Annotated in this window: 9 protein-coding genes; all 9 read left to right on the top strand. The window is 55.1% G+C overall.

Going from position 1 to position 12,784, the window contains the following annotated elements; all coding sequences use genetic code 11:
• Positions 1–26: 26 nt before the first annotated feature.
• The 9 genes from EIZ48_RS06670 to EIZ48_RS06630 all read left to right on the top strand — a co-directional run bounded on the left by EIZ48_RS06670 (position 27) and on the right by EIZ48_RS06630 (position 12,536).
• Positions 27–1,013 carry an ABC transporter permease gene (locus EIZ48_RS06670; RefSeq protein WP_075762599.1) on the top strand — a complete coding sequence of 329 codons (987 nt, stop codon included), beginning with the start codon at positions 27–29 and terminating at the stop codon, positions 1,011–1,013.
• Positions 1,014–1,015: 2 nt separating this feature from the next.
• On the top strand, positions 1,016–2,044 hold the full coding sequence (locus EIZ48_RS06665) for an ABC transporter permease (RefSeq protein ID WP_075762600.1): 1,029 nt from the start codon (positions 1,016–1,018) through the stop codon (positions 2,042–2,044).
• On the top strand, positions 2,044–3,015 hold the full coding sequence (locus EIZ48_RS06660; RefSeq protein WP_160649520.1) for an ABC transporter ATP-binding protein: 972 nt from the start codon (positions 2,044–2,046) through the stop codon (positions 3,013–3,015). The genes EIZ48_RS06665 and EIZ48_RS06660 overlap by 1 nt, the downstream gene beginning before the upstream one ends.
• A gap of 30 nt (positions 3,016–3,045) precedes the next feature.
• On the top strand, positions 3,046–4,041 hold the full coding sequence (locus EIZ48_RS06655; protein ID WP_160649519.1) for an ABC transporter ATP-binding protein: 996 nt from the start codon (positions 3,046–3,048) through the stop codon (positions 4,039–4,041).
• A gap of 11 nt (positions 4,042–4,052) precedes the next feature.
• On the top strand, positions 4,053–5,789 hold the full coding sequence (locus tag EIZ48_RS06650) for a glycoside hydrolase family 9 protein (protein WP_160649517.1): 1,737 nt from the start codon (positions 4,053–4,055) through the stop codon (positions 5,787–5,789).
• Positions 5,782–6,669, top strand: a complete 888-nt coding sequence (locus tag EIZ48_RS06645; RefSeq protein ID WP_160649516.1) for a glucosamine kinase nucleotide-binding domain-containing protein — start codon at positions 5,782–5,784, stop codon at positions 6,667–6,669. The genes EIZ48_RS06650 and EIZ48_RS06645 overlap by 8 nt, the downstream gene beginning before the upstream one ends.
• A gap of 9 nt (positions 6,670–6,678) precedes the next feature.
• A complete protein-coding gene (locus tag EIZ48_RS06640; protein WP_160649514.1) occupies positions 6,679–8,610 on the top strand; it encodes a beta-N-acetylhexosaminidase in 1,932 nt (643 codons plus the stop codon).
• A gap of 41 nt (positions 8,611–8,651) precedes the next feature.
• Complete coding sequence (locus EIZ48_RS06635; protein WP_160649513.1) at positions 8,652–11,057, top strand: glycoside hydrolase family 94 protein; 2,406 nt, start codon at positions 8,652–8,654, stop codon at positions 11,055–11,057.
• A 66-nt stretch (positions 11,058–11,123) separates the two neighbouring features.
• The gene (locus tag EIZ48_RS06630; RefSeq protein WP_160649512.1) at positions 11,124–12,536 is read left to right on the top strand and encodes a phosphoglucomutase/phosphomannomutase family protein; all 1,413 of its coding nucleotides are present in this window, start codon (positions 11,124–11,126) and stop codon (positions 12,534–12,536) included.
• Positions 12,537–12,784: the final 248 nt, after the last annotated feature.

The following is a 12,784-nucleotide window of genomic DNA, read 5'->3' as shown; positions in this document are numbered from 1 at the left end:
CAGGCTGGATGATTAAGGTGTGAGTTATGGGATTCTTTATACGACGGCTGTCTTTTTATTTGATAGCGCTTTTATTTGCGATAACGCTGAACTTCGTTTTACCACGCGCCATGCCCGGCGACCCGGTTACTATGATGTTCGCCAATGCAGCGGTACAGGTAACCCCTGAGCGCATCGCTGCCATGAAACAGCTACTGGGCTTTGTCGACGGCCCGATCTACGAACAGTATTTTGTCTACCTCAAAGGCATCTTGACCTGGGACCTGGGTATCTCTATCCAGACCTACCCGCAGACAGTAAACGATGTCATGGCCGGAGCCGTAGGCTGGTCACTCTTTTTGGCAGGTACCGCTGTTGTTCTCGCTTTCTGCCTTGGCTCGACACTGGGTATTTTTGCAGCCTGGAAGCGCGGCAGCAAATATGACGCCTTCATTTCGCCGGGAATGATGGTCGTGCAGGCCGTTCCACCCGTCGTTGTCGCGATGATCGTGCTCTACACCTTCGCAATCGGTCTGCGCTGGTTCCCGTCTACCTATGCCTATACCGCAGGTACTTCGCCAGACTGGACCAGTTGGGAGTTCATCAAGGACGTGCTCTACCACGCGGTGCTGCCGCTGTTCTGTGCCACCATCATCCAGATCGGCGGCTTCTTGATCAACATGCGTAACAACATGATCAACCTGCTCAACGAAGACTATATCACCATGGCCAAAGGTAAGGGCCTGAGTGAAAACCGCGTTGTTTTCAAATACGCAGCACGTAATGCCATGCTGCCAAGTGTCACCGCCCTGTCGATGGCACTGGGTATGGCAATCGGCGGCCAGCTTATTATCGAAATGATCTTCAACTACCCGGGTCTGGGTACGGTACTGCTAAACGCCATCAACGCGCGTGACTACCAAGTTCTTCAAGGTCAGCTGCTCATTATGACCCTGTTTATGCTGTTCTTTAACTTCATGGCTGACATCCTCATCGTCGCACTTGACCCTCGCCTACGCAAGGGAGGCAAATAATTATGAAAGGTCTAATCAAGTTACTTTCCAGTAACCATAAAGCCCTGGCCGGCTTAACCATTATCATGCTCTTTATTTTGGCCGCAATCTTTGCCCCGTTCATTACCAAGCATGTACCGAACAAGAAAACGGGTAACCCGCATGAGTACCCAGCGTTCGTCGTCAAGGCCGCGCAAAACAATCCTGACGGCTGGGTTGCTGAAAACCTGGCCGACAGCCGCCGTACCCTGCGCATGTCCAAAAAAGCGGACCATGTCCTGGGTACCACCCGCATGGGGCGTGATGTCTGGTCGCAAGTCGTCTACGGCGCACGTACATCGCTAGCCGTCGGCTTCGGTGCCGGCCTGATGGTATGTTTCCTGGCCACGCTCGTCGGGGTGTCTGCCGGTTACTTCGGTGGACGGGTCGATGACATTCTTTCCGCCGCCATGAACATCATGCTGGTTATTCCCCAGCTCCCCTTGTTGTTTGTTATCGCCGCCTTCATCGGAGAGGCTGGTCCCGTCACGATAACCCTGGTTATCGGGATCACCGCCTGGGCATGGGGCGCCAGGGTTGTACGTGCACAGACCTTGTCTATCCGGGAAAAAGAATTTGTCAAAGCCGCCGAAGTACTCGGTGAATCATCTATGCGGATCATCTTCGTCGAGATCCTGCCCAACCTGATTTCCATTGTGGGGGCGAGCTTCATCGGCTCGGTGATGCTGGCCATTATGACCGAGGCAACCCTGTCATACCTTGGTCTTGGCGACCCGGGCACCATCAGCTGGGGCAACATGCTGTACAACGTCCAGACATCATCTTCAATGCTGGTCGGCGCCTGGTGGGAACTCCTGGTTCCATGTATCGCGCTCACCCTGATTGCTGTCGGCCTGGCCCTGCTTAACTTTGCCGTCGATGAAATTGCCAACCCGCAGCTGCGTTCTCACAAAGGCATGCGCCGCTGGAAAAACATGGCCAAGCAAAACACCGAAAAACAACAAGAGACACTAGAAACCGCTCAGCCTGCCATGCAGGGAGGAGAAAAGTAATGACCAATCCACAGATCTCCATTCGCAATCTTTGTGTCGACTACATCACCGATGCCGGTGACGTCCGTGCGGTAAACAACGTCAGCTTCGATATCGGCAAGGGCGAGGTCTTTGGCCTTGCCGGTGAATCAGGCTGCGGCAAGTCTACTGTTGCCTTCTCGCTGATGCGCCTTCATAAGCCGCCAGCATTTATCACCGGTGGTGAGGTTATCTTTGACGGCCATGGCGATATTCTCAAGTACAGCGAGGCCGACATATCGGCTTTCCGCTGGAGCCAGATGTCCATGGTGTTCCAGAGTGCGATGAACGCACTCAACCCGGTACTGACGCTGGAAGAGCAGTTCTGCGATGTGATCATGCGCCATACCAACATGACGCGCCAGCAGGCTGTTCGCCGCGCCGAAGGGTTGCTGGAGATTGTTGATATCCACCCGAGCCGCCTGCAGGACTTCCCGCACCAGTTTTCCGGCGGTATGCGTCAGCGCCTGGTCATTGCGATTGCCCTGGCCCTGAACCCGAAGATGATCATCATGGATGAGCCGACCACGGCGCTGGATGTGGTGGTCCAGCGCGAGATCCTGCAAAAGATCTACGCACTCAAAGAAGAGTTCGGCTTTTCTATCCTGTTCATCACCCATGATATCTCACTGATGGTCGAGTTCTCCGACCGTATCGGGATCATGTACTCCGGCGAGCTGATCGAGGTTGCCCCGTCACGGCAGATCCTTGAGCAGCCGTTCCACCCATATACAGAAGGATTGGGTAACTCCTTCCCGCCGCTGACAGGCCCGAAAACACGCCTGACCGGTATTCCCGGTAACCCGTTGAACCTGCTGGAAGTGCCTCAGGGGTGCCGTTTCCAGGCCCGCTGTAGCAAAGCCCATGATGCCTGCTTCAGCAAAGCGACACAGCTACGTCAACTTGAACCCGGTCGTTTTTCAAACTGCCACCTATTCAATAAATGCAGTTAATAAAAAAATAGGAAGCAATTAGGAGGCAATATGAGCAAACCTATCGGACAACCAATTATTGAAGGCAAAAATCTGATCAAGGATTTTGAGGTCAACAGTAATTCATTAACCAAATCCAAGATGCGCGCCATCAATGACGTATCTTTCAAGATGTACAAGAGCCGCGGCCTATCCGTTGTCGGCGAATCTGGCTCGGGCAAATCCACCACGGCGAAAATGATCGCCAAGATGTACCCGCCAACCGGCGGCCATATCGAGTACTACGGCCGGGATATTGCCGACATTAACAAGCACAGCGAGCTCATGGAGTATCGCCAGGGTGTCCAGATGGTATGGCAGGATCCGTTTGGGTCCCTGAACCCGACCCATACTATTTTCCACCACATCGCCCGCCCGTTGCTGATCCACAAGAAGATCACCTCCGGCAATAAGAAGGAGCTGGAAGAGAAGGTCTACAGCTTGCTTGAACAGGTGGGGCTGATCCCGCCCAAAGAAACGGCGGCCAAGTTCCCCCACCAGCTTTCCGGTGGCCAGCGCCAGCGCGTCAACCTGGCCCGCAACATTGCCGTCGGTGCCGAGGTTGTCCTGGCTGATGAGCCGACCTCGATGCTGGACGTCTCGATTCGTGCCGGGGTTCTCAACCTGATGGAAGAGATGAAATTCGAGCGCGAGATGGCCCTGCTGTATATCACCCATGATATCGCGACTGCCCGCTATATTGCCGAGGATCTGGCCGTGATGTATGTCGGCCACATGGTGGAATGGGGCGATACCGAGGAGATCATCCATGATCCCCAGCACCCGTATACCCAGCTGCTGGTCTCGGCGGTGCCGGATCCAAGCAAGTCCATCCACGAGAAACTCAAGGGCAACAAGGGCGAGATCCCGCTCTGGACACCGGAAAGCCTCGGCTGCCCGTTTGCCGGTCGCTGTACCCATGCAACCAACAAGTGCCGCGAACAGCTTCCGGCCGTAACCCAGCTATCAGAAAACCATTTCGTACGTTGTTACCTATACGAGAACTAATTGGAGGATAAATGCAGCTGTTAACGAACCACCTAGGCTATGAGCGTTTTGGTGCCAAGCAGGCTATCCTGCTGGCGGAACCCGGTTTGCCGGCACCCCATGCAGAGATTATTCGCTGCCAAGATGCCCAACCTATTATGCAGCTGCCACTCAAAGCCTGTGGCCCAGTCGCACAATGGCACACGGGCTACACCTACTCGATTGACTTCACGGCGTTCACTGGGTGCGGTGAATTCCGCCTCCAGGTTGGCGAGCTCCTCTCCGAGCCTTTTACCATTGCCGAAGGGCTGCTTATGCAGCGTACCTTCAGCGATGTACTGCACTACTTCAAGTCCCAGCGTTGCAGTGGTGTTTTTGACCATGCCGACCAGCATGCGCCGTTACTTGGCAGCATAGACACGGCTGATGTCCGCGGCGGCTGGTATGACGCCTCGGGCGATGTCAGCAAATATCTCAGCCACCTGTCCTACAGCAACTACCTGAACCCGCAGCAGACCCCGATGGTGGTCTGGAATATGTTCAGGGCCTTTGAGCTGCTCGAAGGCGAGGAAGATATAGCCGACATTACCCGGATACGCCTGCTTGAAGAGGCCTACCACGGTGCGGACTTCTTGCTCCGGATGCAGCACCCGCAGGGCTTCTTCTATATGACGGTATTCGACAAGTGGAGCAAGGATACCAAGCAGCGGGAGATCTGTGCGTACACCACCCAGGACGGTATTAAATCGGACGATTATCAGGCTGCATTCCGTCAGGGCGGCGGCGTAACCGTTGCCGCGCTGGCTGCGGCATCACGTTGGCTCGCATCAGAACAGGTTACCCGACTCGGATGGAATGACGAAACCCAAGGCGAAGCCTACCTGCAGGCCGCCGAGAAAGGCTACTGGCACCTGGTTGAGATGAACACCCAGTACCTCAACGACGGAACCGAGAACATCATCGACGAGTACTGCGCCTTGCTGGCGGCAGTAGAGCTGTTCAAAGCCACCGGCAACAACCGCTATCTTGATCAGGCCCGAGGCTGGGCCAAGAAACTGGCCTCCCGGCAAATGTCTGATCAAGACCAGCAGCATTTCTGGTCGGCCAACAACGACGGCAGCCGCCCGTACTACCATGCTGCCGAAGCAGGATTGCCAGCCATCAGCCTGATGCAATACCTGGCGATAGAAACTGATGAAACGCTGCACCAGAGCCTGAATCAAACACTGAGCAATGCGCTGCACTTCGAGCTCAGGATCACCCGGGAAGTCACCAACCCATTCGGTTACCCGCGTCAGTATGTCAAACCCGTAGACGGTGAGAAATCCAGCAGTTTCTTTGTTCCTCACCACAACGAAAGCGGCTACTGGTGGCAGGGTGAAAATGCCCGCCTGGCATCCCTGGCCTCCATGGCGTATCTGGCGCAGGCCTACCCGCTCGACAGCACCCTGAAGTCAGAACTGAAAGCCTACGCGCAAAAGCTGACTGACTGGCTGCTGGGTCTCAACCCCTTCGACATGTCGATGCTGGACGGCCACGGACGCAACAACCCGGACTACCTGCCCGAGCTGGGGTTCAGCAACGCCAAGGGCGGTGTGTGCAACGGCATCACCTCTGGCTTCGACAACGAGCAGGATATCGCCTTCAAACCGATTCCGTACAAAGATGACATGCTGCAAAACTGGCGCTGGGGAGAGCAGTGGATCCCGCATGGCGGCTGGTATTTGCTCGCAATAACAACTCAATATAAGGAGCGACACCTTGGCTAGTACAATCAAATATTACGTCGGCGTAGACGGGGGCGGCACCTCGTGCCGGGCCCGGATCTGCGATTTGGAAGGTCACTGTCTTGGCGAGGCCAAAACCGGCAGTGCCAATATCATGCTGGGCGGCAGTGTCGCCATGGCATCGATTCAAGATGCCATTGCCACCGCGGCCTCTCTGGCAAATCTCACCGAGGCCGACTACGGCAGCATGTCGGTCGGCCTGGCTCTGGCTGGTGCCGAGCAAAAAGAATCCTGGTACGAATTCATGGCGCTTCCCCACCCTTATGGTGCCGTCACGTTAAATACCGACGCCTACGGGGCATGTCTTGGGGCCTGGAAAGGTGAAGAAGGCGCAATCCTGATCGCCGGTACCGGTTCGTGCGGGATTTTGCTGAAAGATAAGCAGCAACAGGTTATCGGCGGCCGCGAGTTCCCAATCTCCGATCACGGCGGCGGTGCCGTCATGGGACTTCGCCTCATCCAGCAGGTACTGCTCAGTGTCGACGATATCGTTCCTCACACGTCGCTGGCCCAACATGTCATGAAGCATTTCGACAATGATGTCGATGCCGTTGTCAGCTGGTCCAAAACAGCCCGTCCGTGCGACTACGGTCAGTTCTCGCCAGCCATTTTTGCCCATGCGGCCGAAGGTGACAGCCTGGCGATCGAGATGCTCAAACAGACGGCGGCAGATGTCGAAATGTTGCTATCTGCACTGTTCAGGCGCGGTGCCGAGCAAGTCTGCCTGATGGGCAGTATCGGCGAGCATATCCAGCCTTGGCTGGCACCTCCGTTCAAAGCCCGGCTTGCTCTTCCCCAGGGAGATGCCATGGACGGGGCAATTGCAATGGCAAAAGGTTGTCACAACCTTTACCCACTTTAAGAGGCTACTATGAGTTACCGTCTCGATTTGACCGTGATAAGCAAAAATGAGCAGCAGTCTCGTTTTGCCCTGACCTTGCACAATCTGAGTGATCAGGCACAGAACAACTGGGCGCTGCATTTTACGTTCTGCCGCTGGATTCAGGCAGAATCGCTTTCAAACGGCCAACTCAAGCAACTGGGTAGCTACTGCATTCTGACGCCGGGAAACTCGGCGTCATTAAGCCCTAACTCCCATTTCTATACGGAATTCACCGTCAATACCAAGCCCTTCACGATGTACGACGAAGGGATCGTCGATGCCTTCCTGAATACCTCGCCAGAAGGCAGTTTCATCAAGCCGCTGCCGGTAAAAATCACCACGGTCAACCTCGATCAGCCGGCTACCGAGCCGTTGCCGATCCCGCTGCCCGACGCCAAGCCCATCAACCTGATCCCGCTGCCGGGGTCACTGATCAGACTGCCCGGCGAATTCATGCTGAAATCGGGAACGGCCATCACACCTCCGACGGATAAGGCCTGCGGCAGCTCACGCTGGCTTCAGGCCGAGCTATGCCAGCTACTGCACGAAGATATCCCGGTTTGCCAGGACGGTAATATCAGCTATCAGTATCACGAAGATCTTGCCGACGGCGCCTACTGCCTGCTGGTCGAACCCGATCATATCTGGCTTCAGGCCGGATCGGAGAGCGGTTTTGCCCATGCAACCGCCAGCCTGCTGCAGCTGATCCCGACCTGCCCCACCCATCAGGCTCATGCGGCCTATATGATCCCGATGGTGGAGATCCAGGACCAGCCCAATTACCCGTACCGCGGGATGATGCTTGACTGTGCCCGGCAGTTCCACCCGATAAAACGCCTCAAGCACCTGATCGATCACCTGGCTCGCTATAAATTCAACACCTTCCACTGGCACCTGACGGATGACGAAGGCTGGCGGATTGAAATTGATGCCTACCCGGAGCTGACACGGATCGGGGCCTGGCGGGGACCGAACGAGGTTATCCAGCCACAGTACACCAACATCAGCCAACGCTATGGCGGCTACTACAGCAAACAGGAAGTACGCGATCTCATCGCCTACGCCAGTGACCGCGGAATTACCATCATTCCGGAGATCGATATTCCCGGCCACTGCCGTGCGGCTATCAAGTCGTTGCCGGACCTGCTGGTCGACCCACAAGACCGCTCGCAGTACCGCAGTACCCAGTGGTACTCGGACAACATTCTGTCCCCGGCACTGAAAGGCACCTATACCTTTATTGCTAACGTACTGGACGAAGTCTGCGAGCTCTTTCCTGCCCCCTACATCCATGTCGGGTGTGACGAGGTACCGCAAGGTGTCTGGACCCAAAGTCCGGCTTGTCAGGCAATGATGGAACAACACGGCTATCAGGATCCGCGAGAGCTGCAGGGACATATCCTGCGCTTTGCCGAGGAGGTCGTCCAGGCCAAGGGCAAGCGGATGATGGGGTGGGAAGAGGCAACCAACGGCAACAAAATCAGCAAGGATACCCTGATCTTCTCGTGGCAGAACGAAGAGGCCGGACTGAACTGTGCCCGCGAGGGGTATGACGTCATCATGCAGCCAGCCCAGTATACCTACCTGGATATGGCTCAGGGCTACACGGCAGACGAACCCGGCTCCGACTGGGCCTGCAAGCTGCCACTCGATGTCGTCTATAGCTACAAGCCCCTGTCGTCGCTGACCGACAACGACCCGGCCCACCGGCACATTCTGGGCATTCAGGCCGCATTGTGGTGCGAGCTGGTCAACAACCAGAGCCGCTTTGAATACATGATTTACCCACGCCTGCTGGCCATTGCCGAGCTGTGCTGGACTCATCCTGACAACAGAAACTGGAAAGACTTCAAGGCTCGTCTGAGCGGGCAGTTAGCCTACCTGGACAAAGCTGGCATTAATTACCGTCGTTGTGACTAGCAACTCACAGCAAGTAAAAACATTAAAAGGATTGGACAATAATGAAATACGGTTATTTTGATAACGACAACAGAGAGTATGTCATCACTCGCCCTGATGTCCCGACCCCTTGGACCAACTACCTCGGTACGGAAAAGTTCTGTACGGTTATCTCGCATAATGCCGGAGGCTACTCCTTCTATAACTCTCCGGAGTACAACCGGGTCACCAAGTTCCGCCCAAACGGCTCTTTTGACCGTCCGGGGCATTACGTCTACCTTCGCGATGACGAAACCGGCGATTACTGGTCGATTTCCTGGCAGCCAGTGGCAAAGAGCCTCGACGAAGCCAAGTATGAAGTGCGCCACGGCCTGTCTTATTCGAAGTTCAAGTGCGAATACAGCGGTATCTCAGCCTCGAAAACCTTGTTCGTTCCTAAGGGTGAAGATGCGGAGATCTGGGATGTTGTTATTAAAAATGACAGCGACAAGCCGCGCACCATCAGTGCCTTCTCGTTTGTCGAGTTCTCATTCAGCCATATCCAGTCGGACAACCAGAACCACCAGATGAGCCTGTACTCGGCGGGAACCTCGTATAACGAAGGCGTGATTGAGTATGACCTGTACTACAACACCAATGACTTCGAGGGTTTCTACTACCTAGCCTCGACATTCGATCCTGATAGCTATGACGGTCAGCGCGATTCATTCCTTGGCCTGTACCGCGATGAGTCCAACCCGCAGGCCGTCGAACAAGGGCAGTGTACCAACACGGTCAAGACCTGCTACAACCACTGTGGCTCCCTGCACAAGCAGTTTGTTATCCAGCCGGGCGAAGAAGTGCGCTTTGTCTATATCCTTGGCCTGGGCAAGGGCAACGGCGAAAGACTGAGAGCCAAATACCAGAACCTGGACAATGTCGATACCGCATTCGCAGCCATCAAAGAGCACTGGGCTGAGCGTTGTGCCAAGTTCCAGGTGAAATCACCAAACGAAGGCATGGATACCATGCTGAATACCTGGACCCTGTACCAGGCTGAAACCTGTGTCGTCTGGTCCCGTTTTGCCTCCTTCATCGAAGTTGGCGGCCGTACCGGTCTTGGTTATCGCGACACTGCCCAGGATGCGATGGCCGTGCCTCATGCCAACCCGGAAATGACCCGCAAGCGCCTGGTGGATCTGCTGCGCGGTCAGGTCAAAGCCGGCTACGGGCTTCACCTGTTCGATCCTGACTGGTTCGATCCTGAAAAAGCCGATGTTGCCCCGTCAAAGTCACCGACGGTTGTTCCGACACCAAGTGACGAAGACAAGATCCACGGTATCAGCGATACCTGTTCCGACGACCACCTATGGCTTGTACCGACTATCTGCCGCTACGTGATGGAAACCGGCGAAACCAGCTTTTTCGACGAGGTGATCCCCTACGCCGACGGCGGCGAGGCAACCGTCTATGAACACATGAAAGCAGCGCTGGACTTCACGGCCGAGCACGTTGGCCGTACCGGTATCGCCAAAGGACTGCGTGCCGACTGGAACGACTGTCTGAACCTCGGCGGCGGCGAGTCCTCCATGGTGGCCTTCCTGCACTACTGGGCCATTCAGGAGTTTGTCGATCTGGCCAGGTTCCTTGGCAAAGACGAGGATGCCGCCCGCTACGAAGATATGGCCGGCGGGGTACAGAGCGCCTGTGAAAAACACCTTTGGGACGAGGACGGCGGCTGGTATATCCGTGGTATCACCAAAAACGGCGAGAAAGTGGGTACCAACGAACAGGTTGAAGGCAAAGTTCACCTTGAGTCCAACACCTGGGCTGTCGTATCTGGTGCCGTCTCTCAGGATCGCGGTGAGAAAGCAATGAACGCTGTCGATGAATACCTGTTCTCCGAGTACGGCCTGCACCTCAACGCCCCGTCTTTTGCGACCCCGAACGACGACATCGGTTTTGTGACCCGTGTCTACCAGGGCGTGAAAGAAAACGGCGCCATCTTCTCGCACCCGAACCCATGGGCGTGGGTGGCCGAGGCAAAACTGGGCCGCGGTGATCAGGCGATGAAATTCTATGATGCGCTGAACCCGTACAACCAGAATGACATGATTGAGAAGCGCATTGCCGAACCGTATTCCTACGTTCAGTTCGTCATGGGCCGCGATCACCAGGATCACGGCCGCGCCAACCACCCATGGCTGACAGGCTCATCCGGCTGGGCATACATTGCCGCCACCAACTTCATTCTTGGCGTACGCGTCAGCTTCGAAGGCCTGGTGGTTGACCCATGTATCCCGACAGCATGGCCGGGCTTTGAAGTAACGCGCCAATGGCGTGATGCGACCTTTAACATCAAGGTTGAGAATCCGAATCATGTCAGCAAGGGCGTGAAATCCATCATTCTTAATGGCGAAGCTATCGAGGGAGCAATTCCGGCACAGGCCGAAGGGTCTGTAAATACCGTTACTGTCGTAATGGGTTAATTACTTTTTAGGGGTGTTTTTCACCCCTACTTTTCATTTTCCACAGAGAGAAATAGGAGTTCCATCATGATCCAATTTGGAACTGGTGGCTGGCGTGCCCTCATCGGTGAAGAGTTCACCAAAGCCAACGTACAGCTGGTGGCGCAAGCGGTAGCCAATATCATGATTGCCGAGAAAGTCACCAACAACGGCTTCGTGATCGGCTATGACCGTCGCTTCTTATCCGACAAGGCAGCAGCCTGGTTTTCGGAAGTGCTGGCCGGCAATGGTATCCAGGTCAGCTTCATCGACAAGTACGTCCCGACTCCGATCGTCATGTTTAAGTCCAAACAGATCGGTGCCACCTACTCGGCATGTATTACCGCATCGCATAACCCGGCAGACTACAACGGCATTAAGGTCTTTATTGAAGGTGGCCGTGATGCCGACGAGGTGATCACCCAGAAAATTGAAGCGCAGGTTGCCAACCTGTCCGAGGCTGATATTCAAATGGCCGAATTTGACAATGCACTGCGAGACAACCTGATAGAAATCATCAACCCGATGAACGAGTTCGTCGACTCGATCATCGACTTTATTGACGTCGAGGCTATCAAGCAGGCCAACCTGCGAGTATTGATCGATCCGATGTTCGGGGTCGCGAAAAATGCCCTGCAAACGGTTCTGATCAGTGGTCGCTGTGATGTCGACGTTATCAATGACACCCAAAACCCCGCTTTCGGCGGTTTGATGCCGTCACCGAGTGCCGCAACCTTATACCGCCTGAAGCACATGGTGTCTCACGAGGGCTATGACATCGGTATTGGCACCGACGGCGATGCCGACCGCCTGGGTATTATCGACGAGAAAGGCAACTTCATCCATCCCAACGAAGTGCTGTTGCTGCTCTACTACTACCTGCTGGAATACAAAGGCTGGACGGGCTCTGTGGTTCGCAATATCGCCACCACCCATCTATTGGACAAGGTGGCAGAAGCCCATGGCGAGAAATGCTTTGAGGTACCGGTCGGCTTCAAACACGTCAGCTCGCAAATGGAGGCCGACGACTCGCTGATCGGCGGCGAAAGTTCAGGCGGCCTGACTATTCGCGGCCATATCAAAGGCAAGGATGGTGTCTTCGCCTCCAGCCTGCTGGTCGAAATGATCAGTACCACAGGCAAGAAACTGTCCGAGATGCTCGATGAGATCTATGACAAATATGGCTACGCCTATACCGCGGAGGGAGACTGCACCTTCAAGCCTGCCGAGCGCCAGCGCCTGTACGACAGAATTTATGTCGAGAAAGAACTGCCGGAATTCGCCTACGAGATTGAAAAAGTCAGCTACGCCGATGGCGCCAAGGTCTATTTCAAGAATGGCGGCTGGGCACTGGCTCGCTTCTCGGGCACGGAACCATTGCTGCGCCTGTTTGCCGAGATGGAGAACCAGGAGCAGGCCGAGGCAATCATTAAGCAACTGAAAGATTTTCTACACGTCTAGCAGCGCAATTCAACCGTCCTGATCAGCGCCCACCACTGCCGAGTCGCTGGTAAAACAGGAATCGTTGCTCCATTGGTAACATGCGGCATAGCTGTTACATTTCGCAAGCCTTTGGTTTCGGGCTTTAGCGGTAAGGGTAGCCTGGCTACCCTTTTTTCTTGTCTTTTATTTTTGACCCGTTTGTCCTCTTGGGCCTGTAAAAAACGTAAGGCCAGCTTGGGCTGGCCTTTATGAAAGTAGAACCGTTT

The sequence above is a fragment of the Photobacterium alginatilyticum genome, assembly GCF_009910675.1.
Classification (GTDB): Bacteria; Pseudomonadota; Gammaproteobacteria; order Enterobacterales; family Vibrionaceae; genus Photobacterium; species Photobacterium alginatilyticum.
Note: the sequence above shows the minus strand (reverse complement) of the source record. Positions and strands in the feature narration are given on the sequence as shown.

Excerpts from the sequence above, each read along its gene's own strand:
- EIZ48_RS06670 (WP_075762599.1), top strand. The coding sequence starts at position 27 with ATGGGATTCTTTATACGACGGCTGTCTTTTTATTTGATAGCGCTTTTA.
- EIZ48_RS06665 (WP_075762600.1), top strand. The coding sequence starts at position 1,016 with ATGAAAGGTCTAATCAAGTTACTTTCCAGTAACCATAAAGCCCTGGCC.
- EIZ48_RS06635 (WP_160649513.1), top strand. The coding sequence starts at position 8,652 with ATGAAATACGGTTATTTTGATAACGACAACAGAGAGTATGTCATCACT.
- EIZ48_RS06630 (WP_160649512.1), top strand. The coding sequence starts at position 11,124 with ATGATCCAATTTGGAACTGGTGGCTGGCGTGCCCTCATCGGTGAAGAG.
- EIZ48_RS06640 (WP_160649514.1), top strand. The coding sequence starts at position 6,679 with ATGAGTTACCGTCTCGATTTGACCGTGATAAGCAAAAATGAGCAGCAG.
- EIZ48_RS06660 (WP_160649520.1), top strand. The coding sequence starts at position 2,044 with ATGACCAATCCACAGATCTCCATTCGCAATCTTTGTGTCGACTACATC.
- EIZ48_RS06650 (WP_160649517.1), top strand. The coding sequence starts at position 4,053 with ATGCAGCTGTTAACGAACCACCTAGGCTATGAGCGTTTTGGTGCCAAG.
- EIZ48_RS06655 (WP_160649519.1), top strand. The coding sequence starts at position 3,046 with ATGAGCAAACCTATCGGACAACCAATTATTGAAGGCAAAAATCTGATC.